27 protein-coding genes and 1 pseudogene are annotated in these 26391 nt (G+C 57.8%); 13 read left to right on the top strand and 15 right to left on the bottom strand.

Features of this window, described 5'->3' with window-relative positions:
* Positions 1-292: 292 nt before the first annotated feature.
* From ACVWZJ_RS10020 to ACVWZJ_RS10010, 3 genes and pseudogenes are all read right to left on the bottom strand, one after another.
* A pseudogene (locus ACVWZJ_RS10020) lies at positions 293-458 on the bottom strand (RNA-guided endonuclease InsQ/TnpB family protein); the annotation flags it as partial.
* Between the two features lie 94 nt (positions 459-552).
* Complete coding sequence (locus ACVWZJ_RS10015; protein WP_148202748.1) at positions 553-1374, bottom strand: amino acid ABC transporter permease; 822 nt, start codon at positions 1372-1374, stop codon at positions 553-555.
* Positions 1371-2234: an ABC transporter substrate-binding protein gene (locus ACVWZJ_RS10010; protein ID WP_011433705.1), complete on the bottom strand. Its 864-nt coding sequence runs from the start codon at positions 2232-2234 to the stop codon at positions 1371-1373. The genes ACVWZJ_RS10015 and ACVWZJ_RS10010 overlap by 4 nt, the downstream gene beginning before the upstream one ends.
* Positions 2235-2662: 428 nt before the next feature.
* Between ACVWZJ_RS10010 and ACVWZJ_RS10005 the strand changes: the two genes are divergently transcribed.
* The 3 genes from ACVWZJ_RS10005 to ACVWZJ_RS09995 all read left to right on the top strand — a co-directional run bounded on the left by ACVWZJ_RS10005 (position 2663) and on the right by ACVWZJ_RS09995 (position 5047).
* Positions 2663-3610 carry a nucleotidyltransferase family protein gene (locus tag ACVWZJ_RS10005; protein ID WP_011433704.1) on the top strand — a complete coding sequence of 316 codons (948 nt, stop codon included), beginning with the start codon at positions 2663-2665 and terminating at the stop codon, positions 3608-3610.
* Between the two features lie 49 nt (positions 3611-3659).
* Positions 3660-4370: a class I SAM-dependent methyltransferase gene (locus ACVWZJ_RS10000; protein ID WP_041436656.1), complete on the top strand. Its 711-nt coding sequence runs from the start codon at positions 3660-3662 to the stop codon at positions 4368-4370.
* A 134-nt stretch (positions 4371-4504) separates the two neighbouring features.
* Positions 4505-5047 (top strand): NYN domain-containing protein, encoded by a 543-nt coding sequence (locus ACVWZJ_RS09995; protein WP_011433702.1) that lies wholly within the window; start codon positions 4505-4507, stop codon positions 5045-5047.
* On the opposite strand, the gene ACVWZJ_RS09990 is transcribed toward ACVWZJ_RS09995, so the two are convergent.
* The 3 genes from ACVWZJ_RS09990 to ACVWZJ_RS09980 all read right to left on the bottom strand — a co-directional run bounded on the left by ACVWZJ_RS09990 (position 5044) and on the right by ACVWZJ_RS09980 (position 6118).
* Entirely contained in the window at positions 5044-5271 is a 228-nt protein-coding gene (locus ACVWZJ_RS09990; protein WP_238376759.1) for a hypothetical protein, read from the bottom strand. The two genes, ACVWZJ_RS09995 and ACVWZJ_RS09990, sit on opposite strands and share 4 nt — an antisense overlap.
* 299 nt (positions 5272-5570) lie before the next feature.
* Positions 5571-5972, bottom strand: coding sequence for a YraN family protein (locus ACVWZJ_RS09985; RefSeq protein ID WP_011433700.1), 402 nt, complete (start codon positions 5970-5972; stop codon positions 5571-5573).
* A 23-nt stretch (positions 5973-5995) separates the two neighbouring features.
* Positions 5996-6118: a hypothetical protein gene (locus ACVWZJ_RS09980; RefSeq protein ID WP_011429573.1), complete on the bottom strand. Its 123-nt coding sequence runs from the start codon at positions 6116-6118 to the stop codon at positions 5996-5998.
* A gap of 391 nt (positions 6119-6509) precedes the next feature.
* Here ACVWZJ_RS09980 and ACVWZJ_RS09975 point away from each other — a divergent pair, with 391 nt between their 5' ends.
* Positions 6510-7133, top strand: a complete 624-nt coding sequence (locus tag ACVWZJ_RS09975; RefSeq protein ID WP_011433699.1) for a TMEM165/GDT1 family protein — start codon at positions 6510-6512, stop codon at positions 7131-7133.
* Positions 7134-7221: 88 nt separating this feature from the next.
* Positions 7222-8415, top strand: coding sequence for an RNA-guided endonuclease InsQ/TnpB family protein (locus tag ACVWZJ_RS09970; RefSeq protein ID WP_011433698.1), 1194 nt, complete (start codon positions 7222-7224; stop codon positions 8413-8415).
* An 18-nt stretch (positions 8416-8433) separates the two neighbouring features.
* Here ACVWZJ_RS09970 and ACVWZJ_RS09965 read toward each other — a convergent pair whose 3' ends face one another.
* The 3 genes from ACVWZJ_RS09965 to mgtE all read right to left on the bottom strand — a co-directional run bounded on the left by ACVWZJ_RS09965 (position 8434) and on the right by mgtE (position 10938).
* Positions 8434-9135, bottom strand: a complete 702-nt coding sequence (locus tag ACVWZJ_RS09965) for an MgtC/SapB family protein (protein ID WP_011433697.1) — start codon at positions 9133-9135, stop codon at positions 8434-8436.
* A gap of 27 nt (positions 9136-9162) precedes the next feature.
* Positions 9163-9366 carry a DUF7219 family protein gene (locus ACVWZJ_RS09960; RefSeq protein WP_238376758.1) on the bottom strand — a complete coding sequence of 68 codons (204 nt, stop codon included), beginning with the start codon at positions 9364-9366 and terminating at the stop codon, positions 9163-9165.
* A 192-nt stretch (positions 9367-9558) separates the two neighbouring features.
* A complete protein-coding gene (mgtE, locus tag ACVWZJ_RS09955; RefSeq protein ID WP_457395948.1) occupies positions 9559-10938 on the bottom strand; it encodes a magnesium transporter in 1380 nt (459 codons plus the stop codon).
* A 923-nt stretch (positions 10939-11861) separates the two neighbouring features.
* Here mgtE and wecB point away from each other — a divergent pair.
* From wecB to ACVWZJ_RS09935, 4 genes are all read left to right on the top strand, one after another.
* The gene (gene wecB, locus ACVWZJ_RS09950) at positions 11862-12998 is read left to right on the top strand and encodes a non-hydrolyzing UDP-N-acetylglucosamine 2-epimerase (RefSeq protein WP_011433693.1); all 1137 of its coding nucleotides are present in this window, start codon (positions 11862-11864) and stop codon (positions 12996-12998) included.
* Positions 12999-13176: 178 nt separating this feature from the next.
* Positions 13177-13752 carry an ureidoglycolate lyase gene (locus ACVWZJ_RS09945; protein ID WP_041437468.1) on the top strand — a complete coding sequence of 192 codons (576 nt, stop codon included), beginning with the start codon at positions 13177-13179 and terminating at the stop codon, positions 13750-13752.
* A 794-nt stretch (positions 13753-14546) separates the two neighbouring features.
* On the top strand, positions 14547-15662 hold the full coding sequence (ftsZ, locus tag ACVWZJ_RS09940) for a cell division protein FtsZ (protein ID WP_011433691.1): 1116 nt from the start codon (positions 14547-14549) through the stop codon (positions 15660-15662).
* Positions 15663-15731: 69 nt separating this feature from the next.
* On the top strand, positions 15732-16709 hold the full coding sequence (locus ACVWZJ_RS09935; protein ID WP_011433690.1) for a D-alanine--D-alanine ligase family protein: 978 nt from the start codon (positions 15732-15734) through the stop codon (positions 16707-16709).
* A 42-nt stretch (positions 16710-16751) separates the two neighbouring features.
* On the opposite strand, the gene ACVWZJ_RS09930 is transcribed toward ACVWZJ_RS09935, so the two are convergent.
* Entirely contained in the window at positions 16752-17249 is a 498-nt protein-coding gene (locus ACVWZJ_RS09930) for a hypothetical protein (RefSeq protein WP_457395947.1), read from the bottom strand.
* Positions 17250-17404: 155 nt separating this feature from the next.
* Between ACVWZJ_RS09930 and bchM the strand changes: the two genes are divergently transcribed.
* The gene (gene bchM, locus ACVWZJ_RS09925; RefSeq protein ID WP_011433688.1) at positions 17405-18070 is read left to right on the top strand and encodes a magnesium protoporphyrin IX methyltransferase; all 666 of its coding nucleotides are present in this window, start codon (positions 17405-17407) and stop codon (positions 18068-18070) included.
* A 140-nt stretch (positions 18071-18210) separates the two neighbouring features.
* Here the strand turns inward: bchM and ACVWZJ_RS09920 are convergent, their stop codons facing one another.
* From ACVWZJ_RS09920 to ACVWZJ_RS09905, 4 genes are all read right to left on the bottom strand, one after another.
* On the bottom strand, positions 18211-18939 hold the full coding sequence (locus ACVWZJ_RS09920; RefSeq protein WP_457395946.1) for a HEAT repeat domain-containing protein: 729 nt from the start codon (positions 18937-18939) through the stop codon (positions 18211-18213).
* Positions 18940-19045: 106 nt separating this feature from the next.
* The gene (locus tag ACVWZJ_RS09915; RefSeq protein WP_011433685.1) at positions 19046-19816 is read right to left on the bottom strand and encodes a peptidylprolyl isomerase; all 771 of its coding nucleotides are present in this window, start codon (positions 19814-19816) and stop codon (positions 19046-19048) included.
* Positions 19817-19892: 76 nt separating this feature from the next.
* On the bottom strand, positions 19893-20648 hold the full coding sequence (locus ACVWZJ_RS09910) for a hypothetical protein (protein ID WP_011433684.1): 756 nt from the start codon (positions 20646-20648) through the stop codon (positions 19893-19895).
* A gap of 82 nt (positions 20649-20730) precedes the next feature.
* Entirely contained in the window at positions 20731-21684 is a 954-nt protein-coding gene (locus ACVWZJ_RS09905) for a DUF1517 domain-containing protein (RefSeq protein WP_238376757.1), read from the bottom strand.
* A gap of 201 nt (positions 21685-21885) precedes the next feature.
* Between ACVWZJ_RS09905 and ACVWZJ_RS09900 the strand changes: the two genes are divergently transcribed.
* The 3 genes from ACVWZJ_RS09900 to nusB all read left to right on the top strand — a co-directional run bounded on the left by ACVWZJ_RS09900 (position 21886) and on the right by nusB (position 25912).
* Complete coding sequence (locus ACVWZJ_RS09900) at positions 21886-22746, top strand: Cof-type HAD-IIB family hydrolase (RefSeq protein WP_011433682.1); 861 nt, start codon at positions 21886-21888, stop codon at positions 22744-22746.
* Positions 22747-22757: 11 nt separating this feature from the next.
* Positions 22758-24917: an ATP-dependent helicase gene (locus ACVWZJ_RS09895; RefSeq protein WP_011433681.1), complete on the top strand. Its 2160-nt coding sequence runs from the start codon at positions 22758-22760 to the stop codon at positions 24915-24917.
* A gap of 119 nt (positions 24918-25036) precedes the next feature.
* A complete protein-coding gene (gene nusB / locus ACVWZJ_RS09890) occupies positions 25037-25912 on the top strand; it encodes a transcription antitermination factor NusB (RefSeq protein ID WP_011433680.1) in 876 nt (291 codons plus the stop codon).
* 5 nt (positions 25913-25917) lie between these two features.
* Here nusB and ACVWZJ_RS09885 read toward each other — a convergent pair whose 3' ends face one another.
* Positions 25918-26361, bottom strand: a complete 444-nt coding sequence (locus tag ACVWZJ_RS09885; protein ID WP_011433679.1) for a DUF29 domain-containing protein — start codon at positions 26359-26361, stop codon at positions 25918-25920.
* Between the last annotated feature and the right edge of the window lie 30 nt (positions 26362-26391).

Genomic DNA, 26391 nt, shown 5'->3' with positions numbered 1-26391 from the left:
CAGGACTTGGGTCATGGTTCTATCATAACTTCCGCATTCCTCCCGACACTGACCCTACGGGTACAGTGCGGGGCTCCTGCGATTTCTAGCTGACGAACAGCTTTAAGTTGCATCGCTTCCTAACTTCCCTCTTCCCCTGGGAGTGGTCGCGGAAGCAGCGCGGAACGCTTGGGGAGTGTCCCAATCCAGTTTGGAATGGCTATGGCTTGCATGGCGAAGCCATACACTGTTGCCCAGGGCTGCAGCGATTGCATCCTGCTCGTTGCCAAACAGAATGGCAGTATCCCGCAAAGCTCTGATCTCTGACGCTGCGAAACTTCGGGTCTTTGCTCTCTCGAAAGGCCAACCCTGCCTCTTGAATGGCGTTCCGCTTGAGGTGGCAGGGATCCTCTCTCACCCACTGCGGCAGGTCAGTGCAGGATGATGTCCCCCAGCTTTCTGGCTGTTTTTGGAGCCCCCTGCTATCGCGAACGGCACAGCCGGTCTTTGTGGGCAACCACAAACGTATGCAAGCAGACACCAAAGTAATGGCCGGATTAGAGTCAGGCTCCTCTAGCGGGCCAGGTACCGTTCCAAGCGTCCCTGGAAAAATGACAAGATTAACGTCAGCAGCCAGTACCACAGCGCTGCCACCACCAAAGCCTCAAAAAAATGTTGGCGCGGCAAACCCGCCTGTCGAGCCCGGCCCATCAACTCCTGCAAAGCAATGGCGCTGGCCAGGGCAGTGTCTTTCTGCATGGCGATGAATTGGTTGCCAATGTCGGGTAGGACAATTCGGAAAGCTTGCGGCAAAATGATGCACCACAGGGTTTGCCAGGGCTTAAGCCCCAGGGCATAGGCAGCTTCCCGCTGCCCAATGGGAATGGCTTGGATCCCGGCCCGGAAGATCTCGCTCATGTAGGCGCCATAGTTCAGGCTCAAGGCCAGCACTGCCGAAGTGAACGAGCCGAACACCAGACCCAGTTGCGGCAAAGCCTGGTAGATGAACAAAAACTGCAGAAATAGAGGTGTGCCCCGCATCAACGAGACATACAGAGCGGAGAGGCTGCTCAGAGGGGCAATCTGGGAGAGGCCCGCCAGTGCCGACAAAAAGGCCAAGGTGGTGGCACAGAGGATGGAGACCAAGGACAGTTGAAAAGTAGTGCCCACCCCTTGCGAGATGAACCACCACCACTCGCGCACAAAGTTGCCGTTGAGACGCAAGGTACGGATGGGGATCCCGGCCAACTCCAACTGTACCCCGCTGAAGGTGAACAGCAACAACAGCAGCCACAAAACCAACCACAACCCCTGGGCCACCGGGAACGGGATCCCTTTTCGAATCCGGGGCGGTGGGTAAATGGGCTGCTCCAGTGGGATAGAGTCTTTGCTCACTCAGCTTTTTTCGTCAGATCAATGCCGTAATACCGCTTCGAGAGGGCTGTTAGCGTGCCGTCGGCGTGCATGGATTCTAAAATTTCGTTAATTTTGGCTTGCAAGCTCTCGGAAGGGGCAGGGCTGGAGCGATCCAAGGCCACAGCCAAGGCTTCATAGTAGACCGGATCCCCCAGAGTTTTCAGGGGCAGTCCTTCCCGAATGGCGTTTTCAGCCGTCGGCAAAGCTGTCAAGACTGCATCCAGGCGGGTGCCATCCCCCAGTGCCAAATCCTGCAGAGCCAGGCTATCGGTGTCGTAGATGCGAATGTCCACCCGCGGGGCCGGAACTTGGATGGTCTCTCCTTCCAGGGTGAGGTTGCCCTCCAGGTAGGCTTGATAGGTGGTGGCGGTGCCCACCCCAACTCGCTTTCCTTCCAAGGCGGCGATATCTGTCAAGGTCGAGGCTTGGTGGACCACGAAGCTGGCGGGGGTGTAGTAGTAGGGAATGGTAAACAGCAGAGCTTTCTGGCGCTCGGCAGTCACGGTCATCGACCCGACATTGACATCCCAGCGGCCATTCCAAGATCCGGCGGTGATGACATCGAAGTTGATATCCAGAAACTCAGCCTCTACCCCCAAGCGCTTGGCGATCTCGCGCGCCACATCCACGTCAAATCCTTCCCAACTGCCGTCAGGGTTGCGGTAGCTCTGAGGCCGGTAATTGGAGTCGGTGGAAATCCGGAGCACCCCCCGCTCTTGAACTTGAGCCAACAAATCGCTACCTTGGGCCAGCAGGGATCCCTGGTGTGCACTTAAAGCCCAGCATCCGGCCAGGGTCAAGCAAAGGGCTTGTAGGGATCGGCGTCGAGAAACAGACATCGGCAAAACCTCAGATGAAGGTGAAGGGCAAACCCATTGGAATCCATCCAAGCTATCCAAGGCTGTCACAATTCCCGTTGCAAGGTAGTATCACCTGACACTGCCGCTTTGGGTGGCTATTCCCGACTGGGGCGAGCGGGTCGCAATTCTCCAAACATGCTCTAAAAAAGGCAAATCAACTGTCTCAGGATTGAGCTTATGAATCCCAATTGAGATTGAAATATCTCCTCCAGAAAGGCATCCCCTGAGACTTGAGATCAAGACTCGTGCTGTATTGCCCGGGGGGGCAATCCGTATCCCTCTGTGGGCAACGGAGAATCGACGTTCTGGGTAGCAGAAAACATTTGGCTCGACCCAATGGATCCCCCTTAGCAATTGGGCGGAGAGGATGTCAATATCTTTGGAAGAGAACGGGGTTGAGGGTGGTTATGCAAGCGGTGATCTTGGCGGGTGGGAAAGGAACTCGTTTACGGCCCTTTACCTTTTTGCAGCCTAAGCCTTTGTTGCCCCTCCTGGATGTGCCCTTTTTGGAGTGGCTGATCGGGCGCTGCCGCCGAGCCGGCCTGACGGATATTTTGCTCAGCGTGGGTTATCTGGGCCAACAAATTGAGGCTGCTCTGGGAGATGGCGCTGCTTTGGGGGTGAAGCTCCGCTACATTCCCGAAGAGACGCCTTTGGATACGGCAGGAGCCTTGGTGCTGGCTCAGCCCTATTTCACCGGGGATCCCTTGGTGGTCTTCAATGCCGACATCCTCACGGATCTGGATTTGCAGGCGTTGATGCAATGTCATGTGCAGAGCAAGGCCATTGCCACCCTCACCCTCGCCCGCGTGGAAGATATCACCGCCTATGGCCTGGTGGAAGTTGGGGAAGGGGGCCAGATCCAATCTTTTCGGGAAAAACCCACCCCTGCAGAAGCCCTCACCCTCACCACCGACACGATCAACGCCGGCACCTATGTCTTGGATCCAGCCATTTTTAAAGACTACCCCAGTGGGGATCCCCTCAGCTTCGAGCGGCGTGTCTTCCCCGATTTGCTCAGGCAAGGGCACCGGCTGCAAGCTTATCTCCACACAGGCTACTGGCGGGATCTGGGCACGCCGGCCAGCTACTACCACGGCCAACTGGACATTCTCCTGGGTCGAATGACGGATTTTCCCCTGGAAGATGTGCAGCAACAGGCGCCGGGGATATGGGTGCACAAAACGGCTGAGATCCATCCCAGCGCTCAACTGCACGCCCCCTGCTACATCGGCGCCCACACCCGTTTGGGATCCCAAGCTCAGATTCCGGCAGGCACCATCCTCGGCAGCCACAGCTGGGTAAATGGATCCCTGCAGCCGGGAGCCTACGGGCCGAGAGTCCTGGTAGTGTAGGTTAAGTGCAAGTTAAGTTCACAACCATCTACGACAAAGCCATCAACAGATGGAGTTACCACAAACTGGGGAACGCTGGGATCCCTACCTTGCCTCTGTGGCTGCTCGCTTTAATCGGGAGCTGGAAATTCAACTGGGTCAGCCAGCTTGGCAACTTCCCCCAGACCTGGAGCAACTGCCTTTTTGGCAAGCCCAGCAGCGGGATCACCTGCAAGAGCGCCTCGGGATCCCCTTTTGGCAACTGCGTGCCCCCAAAAAACGGGAAGCCTGTTTGGATTTGGGCTGTGGGGTAAGCTTCCTGACCTATCCCTGGAACGATTGGCAAGCCTACTTTTACGGCCATGAGCTGAGCGGTGAGATTGTGCGCTTTATTCGCTCGCGGGCACCCCAGCTTAACTCCAAGCTGTTCAAGTCAATGCAACAGGGATCCGCCCACCATTTGGAAAACTACGAGTCGGAGCAATTTGATCTGGCCATTGCCACCGGATTTTTGTACTACTACCCGATTGAGTACTTCGACGCGGTTTGGGCAGAGTTGATGCGAGTGTTGCGACCGGCTGCACCTGTGATTATTGAAGTGGTCAATCCCGACTCGGTGTGGGCGGAACAATGGGGCCTCATCGAGCTATTCAAAGGCACCGAACCGATTTTCACCCCCCTAACGGAGTGGGAGCGGCGCATCGCAGCCTTGGGGGGCAAAATTCAGAAACAGGCCAGTGGCGAACTGTTCACCACCTATTGGATTCAGCGCAGACCGTGATCTGCTCACAACCGGGAAAGTATCGGAGCATTCGGAGTAGTGGGGTAACCTTTAAGGCTGGGTACTAAGATTAAAAATAAGATAAAGATTAAGATTAAGAAGTGTGATCCCGGACAGGGGATCCACCGTCATCCATGCAAGCTTCCTCTTCCACCTTCCTCTTGGTTGATGGCTACAACATCATCGGAGCTTGGCCCACCCTGAACCAGTTGGCGCGTCGCTCCCTGATGGAATTGGCCCGTCTGCGCTTGGTGGAATCTTTGGCCAACTATGTGGCCTTCCGGGGCTACCAGGCGACCGTGGTGTACGATGCCTACGCCCAACCCACTCCAGCCCGGCAAGAGCGCTCCCCTTCGGGTATCGAGATCCTGTATACCTCCTATGGCGAGACCGCCGACAGTTGCATTGAACGGCTGTGTGCTCAGCTGCAGAAGGATGGGTGTCGGGTAAGGGTGGCTACCTCCGATCGTGTCCAGCAATTGGTGATCGGTGGCTACAACGCCGAATGGGTCTCGGCAGAACAACTGTGGGATGAAGTGCAGCAGGCCCAGCAGCAGATCCGGCACCTCCAGCCAAAACGGCTATCGAGCAAGCGGGGCATTGATGCCTACTTGGATGCAGAAACCCTCTCACGCCTAAACCGCTGGCGGCTGTCCGGCCAAGATCCCATGCGCTAAATGCCATCGTAGGGAACGGTGGGAGCTCCATACCAAAGATGCTCTTCATCTGGCGAGGCAGTGGGCAACTGCTCCTGTGAAGGATCCGCCGGAGCCAGCTCCTGCTCATCTACCAACACCAGCACCCGCACAACTCGATTTTTGGGCAATTGTTCCTGCGCCCGCATGGGCAAAATCAGTTGACCTTGGCTGTCGGTACGGGCCCAGAACTCATGTGCTTTCATGCTGTTTCCCAAAATCATGAGCCAATGAAGGGATCCCCAGGCCGGATCTTAGTGAGGATGATGAATGACCCCAGAAAGCTCCATCTGTTCTTCGTATTCAGATGAGTCGGAGAGGCTGGCCCAGCTTTATAGTTATTTTGATTCAAACTAGGACACTCTAGGACACTGCGTCAGGGTTGTGGAGCAATAGCGTTGCGGAGCAATAATGCGCGGGGCTAGAGGGCTTGTCTCAGCAGCCCAGGCATCTCACCTAACCTGAAACGGCCATAAGCTCCCACAGCATCTCGGATAAGCTTGCCTCAACAAATCTCAAAAGCTGCTGGCAGGTAGTCAACCAAAGCGTAGCTTACCCCTTCCCTGGAGGCCCGACGTTCTATCAGCGCAACATCAAAACGGCAGGACAACTCGGAGAGGTGGGGATGCTGGCTCAAGAAGGCTTGGGCAGCCCGGATCAAGCGTCGCTGCTTGGGGATCCCAACCGCCAAAAGCCCGCCTCGATCCCAGCTACCGGGGCTACGGGTTTTCACCTCTACGAAAATCAGCACATCAGCTTTGTGGGCAACCAGATCCAGCTCGCCCCAAGGGCAGCGCCACCGCTGGGCCAGGATCTGCCAGCCCTGCTGACAGAGATATTGCCGCACCCAGCCCTCGCCGACGTTGCCTGTATTCTGGAGGGAAGCCCTTCTGGGCAAGGGATCCATAAAAAAATCACCAGCGCCCGGCTCTAATGAGCAGAGCCATTGCCGTGATACTTGTCGGTGTCGTAAAAGCCGTTGCGGGTGCCGAAGTAGAAACTTGCCAGAGAGAGGACAAGAGCAACCCCCACCAAGACTAACTTTGCATCCACGTGGTTTTCCCCTGATTTTCTCCTCAACCGTGATCATAATAGCCTGCCGCTCCTTCACAATCCTCTGGTAAGCGATGCGCGGCACTGATATCGGCCAAGGCACAGCAAGTCTTGGGGGATCCCATCGGAAATGAACTACTCCCACTGGGAGCTCAGCATGCTACCATTCAGACGGAAAGGGAGTAGTCAGGCGGCTTACCGCCCTCTGCATCGACATACTGGCTAAAAACAGCCCGGTGCAAGAGACAAAGCAAGCCCGGCAGGCTGCTTTGGTGACGAGACTTTCACTGAGTTCACGCGGAGGTGAGCTTGGTGAGTCCGTCTGACTTTCCCAGCCTTCACCTCTAGGTGTGAACCGATTCCACACACAAGAGAGGTTGGAGGCTAGAAAATGTGGGCCGGTTTTTTATCGAGTTTGCTGCTGGTGACGGTAGCGGAATTTGGGGACAAAACCTTTTTTACCCCCTTGATTTTGGCGATGCGCCACCCACGCCGCTGGGTTTTTCTGGGGACATGGCTGGCTTTAGCGATGATGAACCTGCTAGCGGTAGGAACCGGGCAAGTGCTTTTTAAGCTACTGCCACCCTTGGGCGTGCGGGTGCTATCGGCTGGGGTTTTCGCCGTTTTTGGCTTGAGAATGCTCTGGCAAGCGTGCAGAATGCCACCTCAACAGGCATTACCAGAAGAAGAGGAAGCCCTCAGACAAGTGATGCAGGCAGAAGCAAAAGGAGTTGGCCGCGGGGGGGTTAGGGCCATCGTCTGGGAAGCCTTTAGTTTGATCGCCCTAGCCGAGTTCGGGGATAAAACCCAGATTGCTACCGTTTCCCTAGCCGCCACCCATCCGGGATTCAGTGTCTGGGCGGGGGCAACCCTGGGTCATGGTCTGATGGTGGGGCTGGCGGTGGTGGGAGGTCGTTTTTTAGCAGCTCACATCTCTGAACGCGCCGTGCATTGGGTGGGGGGCGGCTTATTTCTGGTGTTTGCGTTGCTGACCGGTTGGGAGTTGGCAGGATGAGGGATCAGCTAGAAATCGCAGGAGCCCCGCACTGTACCCGTAGGGTCAGTGCCGGGAGGAATGCGCTTTGATGAAGTACAATGGACCTATGAGCCAAGTCCTGACCATATCCTGTAAGCTCAAGGTGTTCCCGTCACAAGCCGCCAAATTGGACGCGACGATGGATGTCTTTGTGCAGGCATTGAACTGGGTCAACCAGAACACGCCGGAGAAGATCGTCAACGCGGTCAAACTGCAATCCCTTTGCTACTACGAGATTCGAGCCCGGTTCGGCTTGTCCAGTAACTTGGCTCAACAGGTGTGCAGACGGGTGGCGGGCGCTCGCAAAGTGGCGAGACAGCGCAACCGTCCAGTTAAAGAGTTCAAGCGTAGGTTCGTTACCTACGATGCACGTATCTTCTCATTTCGCGAGAAAGACTGGACGGTGTCGCTGACCACGGTGAAAGGGCGAGAGCGCTTTGAACTAGCCATTGGCAACTACCAGCGTGGGATGCTGGCTGGTTCCAACCCAAAATCTGCCACCCTGGTCAAGCGGAAAGACGGCTCCTACTACATCCAGATTTGCGTAGAGAAAAACCCGCCCAAGCAACAAGATACCGACAGGGTGATCGGGGTGGACTTGGGCAGGACGGATATCGCCCATACGTCAGAGGGGGACAACTGGAATGGACAGCAGTTGAACCGAATCCGAGACCACTACTCCAAGCTGAGGGCGGCACTCCAACGCAAAGCCAGTAAGGGCACCCGCAGTTCGCGGCGCAGATGCCGTCAACTGTTGCAACGGCTGTCTGGCAAGGAGAGACGCTTTCAGGCGTGGGTCAATCATCGCATCTCCAAAGCTATTGTCTCTAGGGCAAAGGCGACAAATAGCGCTCTTGCTCTGGAAGACTTGACAGGGATTCGGGAAAGGGTCAATCAACAGCCACGCAGCAAGACAGAGCGTAGGCGGGCAAATAGTTGGGCGTTTTATCAACTCCGTCAATTTTTGGAGTACAAGGCTCTGCGTGCGGGGGTTGCTCTGATTCTTGTTCCGCCTGCCTACACGTCGCAGACCTGCCACCGGTGTTTGCACATTCATCCCGACCCTGCGCAATCCTATCGCAGTGGAAAGAAGTTTAAGTGTGGACACTGTGGATGGGAAGGGGATGCGGATTTGAATGGTGCAAACGTAATTGCGCTCTTGGGGGCTGCCGTAAACCAGCCTGGAGGTCCGGGCCTGTTTTGTTCTCTGGTAGGGCAGAGCAGGCTCAGGGCTACTGAAAGCCCGCTCCGTACCGCTTAGCGGTCGGAGTCGGGTAGTTTACCCAAATTCCTGTTCGATGATCCGCCATCGGGCAGTGATCACGCCTGGCTCTAGGCTGAGGCGGCTGACGACAAGTTCCAGGGCTTGGTCGTCGCGGGTCTGGGTGACTAGCTCTGCTTCGACTTTGACCAGATTGGGCTTGTCCTCCAGGTCTTCGCTGTAGAGGGCACGCAGTTTGAGATGGGTGGGAGCTATACCCTGCAGGAGCAAGGCGCGGATGTGGGCCTCTGCTTGGCTTTTGCAGATGAACGAACACTCATAGACCAGTTCCAGTTCTGTGCCTTTCAAAGGCTGCTGGTTGATGCGGTAGCCCAGTGGACGCAGCACAACGTTGGAGATCAACACAGCTGCGGCCCCAATGGCAGCTTGGGGAATGTACCCCGATCCGGCAAAGGCTCCCACCGCGGCTGCACACCAGATGGTGGCGGCAGTGTTCAGGCCACGGACGCTGGCTCCTTCCTTAAGAATCACGCCCCCGGCCAAAAAGCCAATCCCCGATACCACTTGGGCCGCAATACGGGTCGGGCTGCTTTCATCAGGGGTGAGAACCGAGAGCATGACAAACAAAGCTGCACCCGTGGCCACCAGGGTATTGGTGCGCAAGCCGGCCATGCGCTGCCGCCACTGTCGCTCCAGGCCAATGAGGGATCCCAGGACAAAGGCAACGGCCAAACGCAAGGTGAAGTCAATCCAGGTCATGCTCCGGTTCTCGTGAAAGGATAAAGTTTAGCCATCCTCATCTGGGATCCCAAGGGCAGTGGCTTCCTGTTGCAAGGTTTGCCAGAGGGCTTCCAGTTGAGCAAAGGCGGATTCTGGGGCCAGCTTACCACCTGTTTCTAAAGCACAGGTTATGCCCACCCGATAGGCATACTGCTGCAGCCGTGACCGAAATTGAGCAGCAGCCAAGGGAGATAGAACTTTCAAGGTCATGGCACACCTCCTAAATGTTTGCTGTAACCCTTCGTTGGTCAAAGGACACCTCGTAAAAGTGCTCTGCGCCGCCGTCGCGATGGCCTTGTGGCGAGACTCTGAAAGGCTGATTTCTCAAGAAGGGCTGGATTATTCGTTCCTGGAACGCGCTTTGCCGGTGAGGTGCCCCCTGGATCCAGCGCCGGCGCAGCCCTAGAGCTCCACTTCAACCCCGACTAGCCAAGCCACCAGGGTGAAATACACCCAGAGGCCGGTGAAGTCTTTAATGGTGGTGATAAAAGGATCCGCTCCCGGAGCGTGGTCAAAGCCCAGCTTTAACATCACCCAGGGCAAAATGGCGCCCAAGATAGCCCCCAAAGTGAGGACAATGGCCAGAGCCAAGCCCACCGCTAGACCCAATTGTGGGATCCCATTCGGTGCCCCCTGCCAGAAGTAGGCAATCACCCCAGCCGTGGCCCCCAGGATCGCACCGATAATGCCACCAATGCTGGCTTCCCGCAGCAAATAGGGGAGAAACTGCCGCACGTTGATGTGGCCCCAAGCCAAGCCACGGGCAAAGATGGTCGTAGATTGGGTGCCGACATTACCGCCCATATCCATGACCAAGGGGATGAAAATAGCCGCTGCCGTCACTGCTTGCAACACTTCCTCAAAGGTTTGGATCACTCCCCCCACCACCATGCCGCCAATCAAGGTGATGATTAAAAACGTGATGCGCAGGCGGACGGCATACCAACGGGAGCCTTTAACCAGGCGCTCGCTCCAAACCTTGTCTCGGCTGAGCAAGTTGCCCACCCCTGCTTGGGCCAGAGCAGCATCCGTAGCCTCTTCTTCCACCAAATTGATCACATCTTCAAAAGTGATGTCACCCACCAAGCGCCCTTCCGTATCCACCACCGGAATAGCCGGCAAGCCCGAATCCTTGAGCAAACGAGCTGCCTGGAGATCCCGGTCGGTAACCCGAGCAAAAGTATCCGATCCCTCAATCAGCTCCCGAATGGGCAAATTCGGATCTGCTTTCACGAGGCGCACGGTGCGAACCAAACCTTTGTAGAACCGCTGATCGTCCACCACAAAAATCACATCCAGCTCATCGTCTCCCAGTTGAGAGTCCCGCACGCTGGCCAGAGCAGCCCCGACGGTGATGGTATCTCGTACCGACAAGTAGCGCAGGTTCATCAGCCGACCGGCACTGCGCTCTGGATAACCCAGCAAGATATTCACTGCTTCCCGAGCTTCTGGGCTGAGGTTGGCAATGAGGCGCTTGGTTACTTTGGCCGGCAACTCCTCAAACAGACGTACCCGCTCATCAGGTGGCAGAGCTTCTATGAGCTGGATCACTTCTGGGCTTTCCATGCTGCGAATGAGATCGGCCTGCTCTTCGGGCCGCAGATACTCAAACACTGCAATGGCTCTGTCTTTTTCCAGCAAGCGAAAAGCCAGTACCCGCTGCCGAGGTGAAATCTCCATCAACTGCTGCACCAGCTCGGCAATGGGAGCGCGGTTGGCCTCTCGCTTGGCGGCTTCCAAGGAAGCAGGGGTTAGGAGATCGCGAAGAACGTTGTGCCGCATGATAAACCTCCGAACGTTGGGGTCAGCCGGGATGAAGAGAACCAGGAGGTCAACAGCCAACCGGTGCTCCGAGGCTCACAGGGAAGCCCTGAAACCCTTGGATGGCCGCGCAGCAAGCCGTAGGTCTAGCGCCAGGCCTCCAAGCCCAGCTTGGATCGCAAGCGCCCAAGCCGATAAGAGGGACTCCAAGGGATCCCCAGGCCTGCGGAAACCCCAAAACCCACAACGGGAAAGTCAATGGGAATCCCCTCGGAATTACTCCTGATCTCCCCTTTTCTGAACAGGGCTGCACAAACCCATTGCTCAGGTAAGGCTCTGCTCAGCTCATCTGTTCGTCGCCGACTGAGAGAGCCACCCAAGTCAAAAGCTAGCCGGGAAAACTCTCCCACCCCTTCGCGTTGGCGAAACGGGATCCTCTCAAGCGACGACAGAAGCTGTCAGCGGGGAAAAGGAGGACACCAGTAAGAGCCCAATCTTCAAGAACGTGCTCCTCGAAGACCATCCACTGGTGGCTGGCGCTACAACTACCGGAAGCGTCCATGCTGCTGAACGTTTTCCTCCAAAAAGGTTAACCGAAACAACCCGGACAGCCAGAAGAGGATCTCTTCAGCTCCCTTTAGGCTAGTTGCAGGAGTGGGATCCCGTCAACCCTTTTTCTCCAGCTCATCCGGTGAACAATTGGTGGGGCAGCTGGAGGGGTAAGATCGGGGTGAGCAGCAATAGCCCCCTTGTGGTTCCTCTCGTCTCGACATTGCCCTCAGCCTGACTCAGCAGAGTCTACATCTCGGTGGCTTGCGACCTTGAGCAACCCACGCCCTTCGCCGCCTCTGTTTTGTTAGTGGTTTTTGTTAGTGGTTTGTTGGTGGCCTTGCTTCAATGAGCTGCGCTTCCCATCTTCTACAGGTGCCGATGTCCTTGAGCTTATGGCCTCTCTTCCCCTCGTTGCCGTGATCTTGGGCACACGGCCCGAAGCCATTAAGCTGGCCCCGGTGATCCAAGCTCTGCGTGCCAGTCCCCATCTGCGCACCGAGCTGATCTTGACCGGACAACACCGGGAAATGGTGGATCAGGTGATGCGGCTATTCGGTCTGCAAGCGGATCGGGATCTGGCGATCATGCGCCCCCGCCAAAGCTTGACGGACATCACCGAAGCCACCTTGCGGGGCCTGGAACTCTACTTTCAAGAGCAACATCCTCAACTGGTTTTGGTGCAGGGAGATACCACCACCGCCTTCGCTGCCGCCTTGGCAGCTTTTTACCACCGGATCCCGGTTGGGCATGTGGAAGCCGGACTGCGCACCGATGATCTCTACAATCCTTTCCCCGAAGAGGCCAATCGCCGCCTGATCTCCCAGTTGGCCAGCCTGCACTTTGCCCCTACCCCCCAAGCCGTTGACAACCTGAAGCGAAGCCACGTGGTGGGATCCATCCATTGCACCGGCAACACTGTCATCGACGCCCTACTGCAGGTGGCCTCCCAAGGGATCCCCTGCCCCATTCCCGGGCTGGACTGGCAGCGCTACCGTGTCCTGCTGGTTACCTTGCACCGACGCGAAAATTGGGGGGATCCCCTAACCGCCATCGGCAAGGCTCTGCTGCAGATCTTGGCCGAGTTTCCCGATACCGCCCTTCTTTTGCCCCTCCATCCCAACCCCTTGGTGCGGGATCCCCTGCAAGCCCTGTTGGGATCCCATGAGCGGGCTTTTCTCACTGAGCCTCTGGACTATCCCCTCTGGGTGAGCGCCATGCAGCGCTGTACCCTCATCCTCAGCGACTCCGGCGGCATTCAAGAAGAGGCCCCTGCCCTGGGCAAACCGGTGCTGGTGCTGCGGCAGACCACCGAACGTCCTGAAGCGATTGCTGCCGGCACCGCCCGCCTGGTAGGCACACACCCCGAAAAGATCCTGAAGGCAGCCCGAGAATTGCTCACAGACCCACAAGCCTATGCCCGCATGGCCCAAGCCCAAAACCCCTTTGGCGATGGCACTGCCGCCCGGCAAATTCGCCACATCATCGAGCGGTGGTTTAACCCGCAAAGCCCTCGAGAAGAACAAAGTTAAGAATTAAAAGTTAAGAATTAAATAAGAATCAAAGATGTATAGGCCGTTACCGGGAAAACCGTTTCTTTACCTATTGCTCTCAATAAGACAATTAATCTCAATAAGACAATTAATTAAGATAGAAAGCCTGACTCCAATCCAATTGACCCCAGTCCAATCAAGAGCGAGGATGCAAACCATGAGCACGACTGCAACTGCCACCACCGTTGTCCGGGTGCCGATTGTGGATGCCACCCCAGAAAATGTGCAACCCTTCGGCCAACTTATAGGGGACGATGTGGCCAATCCTGGGCTGGGGATCCCCTTTTATCAGGGGCGTGTCCTGGAAGGACAGAACATCGACTTTCAATACACCGGCAGAGCCGTTATCCGTACGGCTAAGATCCTGCCCGGATATCCACCTGTGCTCTGGCTGGAGCGCCACATGCGTATGACCCAGTTGTTTGTCGGCCTGGGGCAAGAGCCGTTCATCATGGTGATGGCTCCTCCCAACCATCCCAAAGCAGCTCCCGATCTCGACAAAGTACAAGCCCTGCGATTCCCTGCCGGGCATGGGCTGCTGCTGCACCTCGGCACGTGGCACGATTTCCCCATTGCCTGCGAGCGCCCCGTTGTGGTGCTAACCGCCAACTCCGAAGAAGTGGTGGAAGCCCTGGCCAGCATGGAAGATGCCCACGAAATGAATCAGGGAGATGTATTCAAAATTTCCCTCCCCCAACGGCTAAAAGCGGAGATCCACCTAGAGCTGGTGTAAACTACCCGACATCAACCGCTAGGCGGTACGGAGCGGGCTTTTAGTAGCCCTGCAGTTGGCAAGCCAACCACGAGCCTCTGGGGTGGTTTACAGCACCCCCAATCGACCGTTACCAGTGCCTTAAACAACCGTTTCTGGTGTCCGCAGCATTATTATAGCATTCCTCCCGACATCGACCCTACGGGTACAGTGCGGGGCTCCTGCAATTTCTAGCTGAATGCAAGTCCGGATCCCTGAATCTCTACAGGATGCCAAAGCCTCAGTTCTACAAAGTGGCGCTCTATCAGCCTTTGGCTGGATAGGGAACTCTTCGCCTTAACTGGGCCTTAACTAGGGCCAGACTCTTGTACCGAAACCTCCCTTTGGACCCTTCTTCCCCTGCAAGGGTCTAAGTATTCGAGAACACCTATTCTTACACACAAAAGCTTCGAGACAAGTTCAGAGAGAAATGCCTCTAGGCAAGAAAGGCTACCTGAGATTCTGCCAACAGGCGTCTTTAGGAGGGCCGTATTCAGCGGGAAGATTCACAAACGTCGGCAGCGTTGGCATCTGGAGGGAGTTGCTCTATATTAAATCAGCTAGCATATTCGATATTTGCCAGAATTTAAGTTATTGTGAGAGCTGACATGCCATCCAATTGGTCAGACATCCATCCTCTCAATCCTGGGCAAGGGTTGGGTTCAGCCCAGTCTGCGCCTTCCCATTGGAATGAGCGCCACAGGGGAGAAGGCTCTCATGCCGAGTATGAGAGGAACGGATCTCAGACCAGAGCGGCGGATCGTCCAGAGGACTTCATGCCGAGCAATGCCGCAAAGATTAAGGTTGTAGGCGTGGGGGGTGGGGGTGGCAACGCGGTCAGTCGGATGGCGGCCAGTAACCTCGTGGGCGTCGAGTTTTGGAGCGTCAATACCGATGCGCAGGCCCTTGCCCAGTCCTCGACGGTGAACCGCTTGCAAATTGGGCAGAAGCTGACTCGAGGCTTGGGTGCAGGTGGTAACCCGGCCATTGGCCAGAAAGCTGCAGAGGAATCCAGCGAAGAAATATCGGCAGCCATCAAAGGGGCAGATCTGGTCTTCATTGCCGCCGGCATGGGGGGAGGCACGGGCACGGGTGGAGCACCCGTCATCGCCCAAATTGCCAAAGCCAGTGGTGCCCTGACGGTGGGAGTGGTGACACGGCCTTTTTCCTTTGAGGGCAAACGCCGCAGCAAGCAGGCCGAGGAAGGGATCCAAGCGCTGCGGGAGGCAGTTGATACCCTGATTGTAATTCCCAATGACAAGTTGCTTTCGGTGATCTCCGAGCAAACCCCTGTCCAAGAGGCTTTTCGCGTTGCTGATGATGTGCTGCGGCAGGGGGTGCAGGGCATCTCGGATATCATTCTCATTCCCGGCATGATCAACGTGGATTTTGCCGATGTGCGCAGCGTGATGGCCGATGCCGGCTCTGCCTTGATGGGGATTGGCATGGGATCCGGCAAGTCCCGCGCCCGCGAAGCCGCCATTACCGCTGTATCTTCGCCGCTTTTGGAAACCTCCATCGAAGGGGCTAAAGGTGTCCTCTTCAACATTACCGGTGGGCCGGATTTGTCCTTGCATGAGGTCACGGTGGCTGCCGAGATCATCGCCGAGGCAGTGGATCCCGAGGCCAACATCATCTTCGGCACCGTCCAAGACGAGCGCATGCAGGGGGAAGTGCGCATCACGGTCATCGCCACCGGTTTCCAAGAGAAAGCCCGTCCAGCCGCCATCCCTGCTGCAACCAAAGTTTCTGCCTCCAACAGGTCGGGGGTTCCCAAGCCCACTCCCACGGGCTCTGGGCTGCCGCCTCGACAGCCTCCGGAGCCTGAGCCGCCGATGTCTGGAGGCTTAGATATTCCCGAGTTCTTGCGCCGCCGACGGCCCCCTTCGTAGGGTAGGGTGAAGGTATGCTGGTATCTTGGTGCCGGTTGTTGAGGGTGGGGAGTGCTTTGGGGTTAGGCCATGAACATTGTTGTCTTGGCGGGGGGGCGTTCGGCAGAACGTCAAGTCTCTTGGGTAACGGGTAAAGCCTGCAAACGGGCTTTGGAGGACCTGGGCCATCGGGTCAAGGTAATCGACCCAGATGAGGATCTGCCTCTGCGCCTTTGGCAGGAACGGCAAGCCGGCTGCGACTTCGTTTGGATTGCCTTGCATGGCCCTGGTGGCGAGGATGGGGTGGTACAGGGAATGCTGGACTGGCTGGGCCTGCCCTACCAGGGATCCGGGCCGCTGGCCAGTGCTCTGGCCATGGATAAGCTGGTCTCCAAGCAGATCTTTCGCGCCGCGGGGATCCCTACCCCCGATTGGCAGGTTTGGGATGACCAAAACCCCCTCACTTGGGCCGACTGTGCGGCAGAGTTGGGATCCCCACTGGTGATTAAGCCCAGCAACAACGGCTCGACGGTGGGCATCAGCATTGTCCGGGATGAGAGGTCATTTGCTCAGGGGCTGGAGTTGGCCCGCTCGGTCTCGTCGCGGATTTTTCTGGAGCGCTATGTTCCCGGAAAGGAGATCACCCTCTCGATCTTGTCCGGCCAAGTTCTTCCGGCCATTGAGATCATCCCCGCCCAAGGCGACTTCTACGACTACGAAGCCAAGTACGCACCCGGTGGCTCGCGGCATTTGATCCCCTGTTCCCTCAGCCCGGCAGGGTTGGCCCGCTGTGAGGCGGCAGGTCTGAAGGCCTACCAGGCGTTGGGGTGCGAAGGCTTGGCGCGGGTGGATCTGCGGGTGGATCCCGAGGAAAATCCTTGGGTGTTGGAGGTGAATACACTGCCCGGCATGACCCCCACTTCCCTCTGTCCCGATGCGGCGGCAGCTCTGGGGTGGACGTTCACCGAGTTGGTGGAGCGAATGCTGCAGGATGCCTTGCAAAAAGCCCAATTGACCGGATCCCGGCATCCTCAAAGTTCATCGGCGACTCTCGGCAACGCTCCCTAAGGCTTTTCCCAAGACAAGAACAAGAACCTTTACCCAGCTCTTTCAGAGAAGGGCAACCAGCAAAAGAATCACCCCAATTCCAACAATCAGTACAGCTCCCCCCAGCCACACCCAGGAGATGCGGGATCCGCGGCCTTTGTCGGTTTTCCTGACAGGATTCTCCGGCGCAGGTTCAGGCTTTGAGTTGACCGAATCCGGGGCAACAACTGTTAGATCCTGCAACAAGAAGTCGCCTTTTTTTTCCAACAGAACTGTGGTTTCTTCTGAGGCCAGCAGCGGGTTCAACAAGGGGGCCGTTTGCTCCCACTCGTATTCAGAATGTCCCGACTCACGCCCGTACACCGTGACCTGCTCTAAGCCGGGCAAGCCCAACGCCCTGAGCTCCACCCGCACCCGCTCCGTGAGATGGGGGTAGTCCACTCGAGCCAGGGGGGGCCGATTCAGGAGAACGTGTAGATGACCTTGGCGGCGTTTGACCGCAATTCTGAGCGGGGCAGCCAACCGAGCCTGCAACGCTTGGGCAATCTCAGCTTCGGTCATGGGGCAACATCCAAGGCATGCGGGTTAATTCTAATACAATCCTAGGGCAACGATGCAGAGGGTTACGGGGCCTCGGGGTAGAATGGGATGCGCGTTGGCGAAGAAAAGCAGAGCGTTCATCTTTTTCTCTCGCCGGATCCCTAGCCGGAAGTTCTATGCAAGAGAAAACCATTGTCCGCGATTACTTCAACTCCGTTGGCTTCGAGCGCTGGCGGCGCATTTATGGTGAAGAAGAAGTCAATTTCGTCCAAAAAGACATCCGCCTTGGCCATGCTCGCACAGTAGAGACGGTGTTGCAGTGGTTGGGGGATCCCTCGGGTTTACGCATTTGTGATGCCGGATGCGGGGTGGGCAGCCTCAGCTTGCCCTTGGCCACCAGAGGGGCGCAGGTGTTCGCCAGCGACATCTCGGAACAAATGGTGAACGAAGCACGCCGCCGCCAGCAAATGGAGTTGGGATCCACAGACAACCCACACTTTTGGGTCTCGGATCTGGAGGAATTGACGGGGGAATACGATGTCGTCATCTGCCTCGATGTGATGATCCACTACCCTGAAGCCGAGGCCCTGCGCATGCTAAAACACCTGACCTGCCTGGCCCAGTCCCGCCTGATCTTCAGTTTCGCTCCCAAAACCCCCTGGCTGACGCTGCTGAAGAAAGTGGGAGAGTTCTTCCCCGGCCCCAGCAAAACCACCCGCGCCTATCAACACCGAGAGGCGACCTTGGTGAGCCAATTAACCGAATGGGGCTGGAAAGTGCAGCAGCGACAAACCATTCGCAGCCGCTTCTACTTTGCTTGGCTCCTCGATCTGGTTCGGTGACACTCGATCTGGTTCGTTAAACGGGAATGAAACATTTTCGTCTAGCTCCCCTCTCCCTCTGGCAGCGAGGCTGGGAGTAGGGGCAGCAGCGTGGAATGCTTGGGGAGTGTCTCAATCTAGTTTAAAAATGACTATAACGATCAGCTGAGGTTATCCAGTTGCTCCAGCAAATCGGGATCTGCCAGCTTTTGTAGGGCAAGCCGCGCGTCATCCCGAACCCCCCAATCGGGATCGTGGCGGGCGCTGGTCAGCAACTGCCTTGTTAGCATTGCGTAAACGGCGGGATCCTCGAGAGCCAGTTTCACCTGTTGCCCCAGGATCCCTAAGCTCCAGGCACAGTTGCCGCGTACCGCCGCGATTGGATCTTGAGCCAAGCCCCGGCAGAGAGCTGCGACCACCTCATCCAATGCCGGGCCGGGCAACGCCTGCGCCTGAGCCAATTGTCCGAGGGCACTGGCAGCCCACAATCGCACTGCCGCGATATCCCCGGCCAACACTTCCAGCAACACCGGGTAGGCGCGCGGATCCTTGGCATTGCCCAACGCCCACACCAAGCCTTTGCGCACATAGCCGTTCCAATCCCAGCGCAAGCCCTCGATCAGCACCTCCACCTCAGTGGGATCCGGATTCCGACCTAGGGCATAGGCCGCTCCCACCCGCACCAACGGGCAGGGATCCCGGACTAGGGCCAGCAGGGGTTTAACGGCGCGGGGTTCTTCGATCTCACAGAAGGCGCGGGCCGCCTGCATCCGCAAATAGGGATCCGGATCCTGCAACTGCTGCAGCATCAGCTCCACATCCACCTCCGGCGGTGAGTGAGGTGGCAGCTCGTCTAGGGGCTCAAGGGGGGAAAAAGCGTCTTCTTGCATGAAAGGGTGCCCAGGTGTTGGCGGAGGGGACGGGGGCAAAACTTGCCCTTCCCCAAGGCAAAAGCCAGAGCCACAACAACCAAACCAGCAGCAGAGTTGCTGCCCATCATAAACTGCCGGGATCCTCCATCTGATCTGCTCTTTCCGGTTGGGATCCCGGCACCCTAAGCAAGTCCGCTCCTTCCAACACCCGCGCCGAGCGGATCACATCTCCCACCTGGATGCGCTCCACCCACTCCATCCCCTCGGTGACGTAGCCGAACACGGCATAGCGCCCGTCCAAAATCGGCAGAGCAGAGAGGGTGATGTAAAACTGGGAAGAGGCTGAGTCAAGTGGGCTAGAACGGGCCATGGCCACCGCCCCCAAACGATGGGGCAAGAGCAACTTACTCAGAGCAGCGGGATCCTGGATCAAGGTGTTGTAGCGGGGGTAGGGTTCCCCACGCAGCTGAATTTCCAGGGGGATGGTGCGCAGGCGGTTGCTCCCCGGCTCTGTTGCACCCCCTGTACCGTCACCACGGGGATCCCCACCCTGCACCACAAAAGGCTGCGGATCCTTTTCCACCCGATGGAAGGTGAGGCCATTGTAAAAGCCCCGCTGAACCAAATCCACGAACTGGCCGCCGGTCAGGGGTGCCGCTTCCCCGTGGATCGCCAAGATCACCTTGCCTACCCCCTCAGCAGTTTGCACCTCCATCTCCACCACTGCCTTCCCTTGCAGTTGCGGGCGGCTAGCATAGGCCGCCGGGATCCCAGAGGGGGATTCTGAGAGGGGGGGTGTACTGCGACAAGCCAACAGCCCGAGACAGAGGTATCCCAGAACTAAGCCCACTCCCACTCTGCAGCGGCTCATTCGCCCCAGCTTGGCGAATTTCATCTGCCCCTTCTCCTTCAATCGAATCTCCCACCCTCCAGGCGCTGCTCAACCCAGCAGGGATCCCTATCCAGGTGATTCAGATCCGCTGCGACAGCCCCAACTGCAAGGTAACGCTTTGAGCGCCATTGCTCACCCTCACGCCGTAGGGGCTGATTGCGGTAACCCGCCACTCTGCTTTTACCGCATGGCCAACAGCCACCTGCCGCACCACGTTGTCGATCAAAATCAGAGCCTTGGGGGCACCTGGATCGTGGATCAATCCCACCAGCTTCATCTGCGGCAGAGGCTGGGGTGGGATCCGCGCTGGCACCGGAGGCGCAGGTACCCTGGGGGGAGAGGGAAGACCAGCCCCTCTTGAAGCAAGAGGAGCGGCAACAGTCGGCGGTTTTGCCGGTTCGACCAAGACAGCCTTTGCAGAATCCTCAGGTGGAGCTTTGGGGTTTTCATCCACATCAGCAGCAGTGGGAAGCAAGGGCTCCTGGTGAGCATCGGAATGGGAAGAATTGGGTGCCTCAGCCAAGGGATCCCGAGTGGCCTGCGAAAAAACCACCGCCCGCGGGCGCAGGGTCATCCAAAAAGCCAGCCCTGCCACCAAGGTAGCGGCCAAAGCCATACCCAGCAGTAATCCTCCGGCAGCAGAGAAGCGCCGGGAAGGCAGTGGGGGCCGTGTGCCGAGGTAAGGATATTCGCCGGCTTCTGACAGCCCCTCTTCCAAGCTGTTCTCCAAATCCTCGAACAGCTCATCCAACAGAGAATCTGCCTGCTTGACTTGGCCAGACCATGCCCAAGGGGAACGACGGCCTCTGCCCGCTGAAGCATCTAACCCGGACATACAACCTCCCTAGCCTGAGCGGCGGGGATCCCGAGGAGTTGAGACACTCAGCCAACAGTTGCCGTCTATCGCCCAAAGGCTCTCAAAGGAGCCGCATTTCCGGGTACTCGGTCAACAGCGCCTCTGCCGACAGGGTGTCTCCCTCCAACTGCGGCGTCCACAGCACTTCGATGGCCACAATCCGATCTGCCGGAATCGAAGCCAGCTGCAACAGGCACTGCCGCAGATCCGCCATGGAGTTAACTACAGGTAGTGTACCCAAGTTACCACGATACGCAACCAGTAGAGTTACCAGCAGGTACTCGCCAACATCTGGGATCCCAGCAGCAGATCGCTGCAGCGCCGCTTGGGAGACTTGTTGGATCTGGTTGTTGCGGTTGCTGAGGCTTTCGACGCTGAACTTGCTCCGTTCTTGTAAAGAGGCTTGATAGAACAGGGATTCGGCGCGGGAGAGGGGCAGCTTCTCCGCTTGGGCATGGCCATAGGCCCAGTAGTCGCTGTAGCGCATCAAGCCAAGGGTGACCTCTTGCAACAGTTGGCTCAGCCCTTCTGGCGACTGAGTATCCGCCTCCAGAGCCAGGGCGTTCATGTCTTTTTGCAGTTGCCGGGCGCTGGCCAGCAGTCCCACTTTTACCTGCGCAACAGTTACCTGGGGATCGCGAACCCCAATGCTATCGTCCCCTTCTTCGGATCTGATCCCCGAGCGCAGCGTCTGCACCAAAAAGCTACCTGCCCCAACCAAGAGCAGCAGCGTCAGCAGGCCGCCACCCCCCCCTCCCCAGAAAAAGGGCACCAGCAGCGGAAAACCAAAGCCGCCTCCATAGCTGGGGTAGACAGGAGCTGAGTAGTGCGGGCCAATCGAGCGGGGGGCAGAGAACGTCGGAGACCGGAAAGATCCGCCGCCAATGCGACCGCCACTGCGTGCCCAAACAGCGCCTATGGGAGCCAGGGCCAAGGTCAAGGCCAGGGCAATGGCCAGCAGAGGCCGGCAGACGCGACCGATTCGTTTCAGCATGATCACAATGTTTTCGTCCATCACGGGGCTAGTCTTTCTTAATTCTACGCTTTCTCGTTGGCAGGAATAGGGGCGGAAACCGATCCCCCACCCGGCCATCTCACTTGTTCAATTCTTCTGTGTTGATTCTTTGTGTACTGAGCCGGCCAATGACCGTCAACCAATCGAGGCAGAGCCATGCTACGGTCTGGAAGGTTGCCAGGAGGAGGGCAAACAACAGCAATGCAAACTCAGGCTAACGTCCAAGCCGAGGAAAGAGAGCGGGCATCTTCTCCACCCCGTGCCCAGATTCGGCTGTTGGTGGTGGATATCGATGGCACGATTGCCGGGCCTTCCAACCAGGTTTCAGAGCCGGTTCGGGAGGCCATTCAGAAGGCCAAAGCAGCAGGGGTGCGAGTAGCCATCGCTACGGGTCGCATGCATCGTTCTGCCGAGCGGTTCCACTACGCGATTGGGGCCGATATGCCCCTATGCAGCTACCAGGGGGCTTTAATTCGGGATCCCGATAGCCAAAAGACCCTAAAGCACTGGAGCCTGGACTGGCCGCTGGCCGAGGAGTTGTTGCAAGCGTTGCAGGATCAGCCGGTGGGGGTTCACCTCTACATCGATGACCAGCTCTACTTACGGGAGCTGAGCCCTCTCAGTCAGGCCTATGCTGAGCGCTCTCAGGTGCCGTTCCAGATGTTCTCTTCCGCCCAATACGGACGAAGCCCCACCAAGATCCTGGCTGTTTCTGAGGATACCGAGTTCCTGCAGGAATTGCAGGGATCCCTGCGGCGGCGGTATTCCCCTGAGCAGCTCTATCTCACCCGTTCGGAGCCGATTTTTCTCGAGGCTACCCATCCGGCGGTGAACAAGGGCAATGCCGTTCGTTTTTTGGCGGAGGAAATGCTGGGGTTGTCGGCGGAGCAGGTGATGGCCATTGGCGATGGCGACAACGACATTGAGATGATTCAATACGCCGGGATCGGGGTGGCGATGGGAAATGCCTCGCCAGCTCTCTTGCCCCATGCCGATTGGATTGCCCCTCCTGTGGCAGAAGACGGGGTGGCGGCAGCCATCGAGACCTTCATCCTCAGCTAGGCAGGGATCCCATGCTGGGTCTGGCTTCTTCTCCCTTTCCTGAGGTCACCCTGCGTCCGGCGCAGCAACAGGCGTTGGCCTACCAATCGGGGCCGCTGGGGATCGCCGCCGTTCCGGGGAGCGGCAAGACCTTTATTCTGGAGCTGTTGATCGCCGATTTAATTCTCAATCGAGGGATCCCACCGGAGCGCATCGGGGTGTTCACCTACATGCGTTCGGCGCGGGGCAACTTGATCAGCCGCATCAATCAACGTTTGCAACGGGCGGGGTATCCGGATCGCTTTACCCAGGCCTTTACCCTGCATTCTTTGTCGTTGCGGGTGTTGCGGGAGGCCCCCAGCCGTTGGGAGGAGCTGTCTATTTTGGAGGGATACGAACAGGAGCGGTTGCTCAGCCGCCTGTGCCGCGCTTGGCTCGTCCGCCATACTCAGCTCTGGGAGCCGCTGATCCCCGGCGACAACAACCCGCAAAAGATCGCCCAAAACCGAGCCCAGTTCCGGCGCAGTTTCCAGCAGATGGTGCAGGTGGTCATCAGCAGGGCCAAGAATCTGCGCCTGGGGCCAGAAGTGATCCCCAGCGAGGGCTATCTGGGCTGGGCTGCTCCCATCTACGCCGGTTATCAAGCGGAATTGCGTCGCCTGGGCAAGTTAGACTACGACGACCTGGGCTGGCAAGCAGTGGATTTGATCGAGGGCAGTCCAGAGCTGCGGGAGCAGGTGCAGAACTGGTACGACTACCTGTTCGAGGATGAGGCCCAAGACAGTTCCCCCCTGCAGGAAGAGCTGCTGCGGCTGCTCAGCCAACGCACCGGCAACCTGGTGCGGGTGGGGGATCCCAACCAGAGCATCATGGGCACCTTTACCAGCGCCGAGCCGCGGCTGTTTCGCGCCTTTTGCCAGGCCAGTCCTCAGGTGGTGCTTTTGGATGAATCCAGCCGCAGTGCCCCCCAGATCATCGCTTTGGCCAACCGCCTGGTGGAGTGGGTGAATCAGCAGCACCCCATCCCGGCTTTGCGCACCGCTCTGGCCCCCCAGCCCATTCAACTGGCCACCTCCGGTGGCCAAAACCCCCCGGCCAGCGAGGGTGGTGTGGACTTTCTGCGGGTCGTCGGATCCCCGGAAGAGGAGCTGCAACAGGTGGCGCGGCAGGCCATTGCAGCCGCCCAAGCTTTTCCCGGCCAAACGGTGGCCATTCTGGTCACCACCAACGAGCTGGGGGGCAAAGCCCTCAGCTATCTCCAGGAAATGGGAGCGGAGCGGGTGATCGATCTGTTGCGGGGCAGTCCCAGTCAGCGGCGGGTGTTGTTGCAGCTCAAGGGAATCATCGACTGGTTTGCCCAGCCCACTGCCCCCACTCGCTTGGCTGCTGCTGTGGATTGCTTGGCGGATTGGGCGGGGATCCCACGTGCTGAACTGGGGCCGATGTTGACCTGGATCCGCGCCTCTCTGCCGGAGCGGCTGCTATTTCCCAACTTTGGTGAGGCTCCCGCTCTGCCCGATGGCCCGCCTTGGCAGAACTTGGGCAGGCTGCTGCGCACCCTTGCCGGTTGGCTCCGGGCCGGGCGCTCCCCTTGGCCGGAGGTGCTGAATGTGATCGTTCAAAGCCTCTACCGCAAGCCGGAAGAGCTGTTTGTGGGTCGCTATGTAATCGATCAGCTGGAGCAGGTGCTGGGATCCCTGCCCGAAACCGATTGGCAGGAGATCGCCCAAGAATTTCAAGTGATTCTGGATCACCGCCTCAACAACTTGCCTTCGGAGATCTTCGCCTTCGACCCCGAGCCGGGCAGCATCACTGTCACGACTCTGCATCGGGCCAAGGGGCTGGAATGGGATCAGGTGTTCATCCCCCAGGTGTCGGCCTACGAGTTTCCCACCCAGTACGGGGAGCGAACCCTGGGGCTGAAGTTTTTGGATGAAGTGGATATGCAGGCAGAGGCCCTGGCTCAGTTGCGACAGCTCAGCCCCAAAGGCGGCTGGGAGCTGCAGGCCGACTCTGCCACCAAGCAAGCCTTTTTGGATTTGGCAGCAGAGCGATTGCGGCTGCTGTATGTGGGCATCACCCGCAGCAAACGACGGCTCACCCTCTCGGTATCCAGCCAATCTCGCTTTGGCACAGAGCAGAGTTCATCTTTGGTGTTTCGGGTGTTAAGTCGCAGTTTTAGGGCCGGTTGACCGGGTGAGTCTCTCGTTCTTCATGGATTGGCAACCTGCTAGCATGGCTAAGCCCGATAGCGCTTGCGCGCCGCCTTGCGGCAATGGGGCAGTCTTTCAGAAGCTATGGATATTCTGCAATGCAACCTCGGCGTATTGCCCGCGAACTGGCCCTGCTGGGGGTCAATCAACTGCCAGCCACGGCGGCCAAACTGAGCGAAAAACAACTGGAGGACTTGCTGCTGGCAGCCATCCGCGCCCTGAGTGAAGAGACCCATGAAACCCTCTCCACAGCGGCGGCGGAAATCCAGCGCAGCGACCGTTTGTTGCACGAGAGCGATCCTCTATTGTTGGCCGATTCGGATCCCAAGGAAGAGGGTGGATCCCGCTCCGTCACCCTCCGCCTTCATCAAGCCCAACGGCACCTGCAGCGCCTGGAAATTACTCTAAAGGAGGCGAAGGTTCCTAACCCCAATGCCCTACGGGGGGAAGTGCTGGAGCTAATCCAGCAGGTGCAAGTGGCTCTCAGCAACGCCGGCCAAGCCCTAGAACACCTGGAACAGCGGCTGCACAGCGTCCGCCACATCTTGGATGAGGTTGTCCAGTTGTCCCAAAGAGCAGTCAACCGGGTGGGCGTTGCCCTGTCCATGCCGGAACTGTTGTACATTGCCCAATCCCAAGAAGTGCGTGCCTACGCTTTGCAACTGTTAACTGCCCTGCGAACCCACAAGGAGGCGATTGATGCTCGTTTGCAAAAGGCTTTGGTGGGTTGGCAATTGCAGCGGGTTGGTCGGATCGAGCGAGATATCCTGCGCCTGGCGGTGGTGGAGATGGAAATACTGGCCAGCAGCCCCGTGAAGGTTGCCATCAACGAAGCTGTAGAATTGGCCAAAAAATACGGGGATCCTGAAGCCGCCGCTTTCGTCAACGGAGTGCTGCGACGGGTAGTGGACAGCCAGATGGAGACCCACCGGGGTCGGGATCCCTCCCTCCCTGGTTCTGGTTCCGGGGGCTGAGCAGATCACTGGGGATCTTCCTTGCCAGGATAAAAGTCGGGATCCATCACCTGCTCAAATGTGTAGGGACACTGGGCAGGCAGATCTGCTTCAGACAATGGCGTTTCTCTCACCACCAACAGGATCCCGTCCTGGTGAGCCTCTTGCAGGGCTGCCGAAAGATCGGGCTTGAGGCTGGGACTGTCTCTGAGCAATCGCTGGATCTGGCGGCGTTGTTCAGTAATCGTTGCCCGCCAACTTTTGCCTCGCAGGTGGGGTTGCAATTGCCACTTCAGCAAATGCCCTACCAGGATCCCCAGCCGGTGCAGCAATTCCCGGCGTTCTTGCCTGCCCAAAGCCTCGATTTCCTCCACCAAGTTGGCGATATCCAGTTGATCCCACTGCCCCGATTTCAGCAGTGCGGCTTGCTTTTGCGTCCAGGCATAGAAGTCGTACTCGTAAAGTTGCATGCTTCCTTACCCTGAGCCCATCGATTTCCC

The sequence above is a fragment of the Thermostichus sp. OS-CIW-29 genome, from assembly GCF_054058195.1.
The sequence above is the reverse complement of the archived record's forward strand: the minus strand, read 5'-3'. Positions and strand labels throughout refer to the sequence as shown.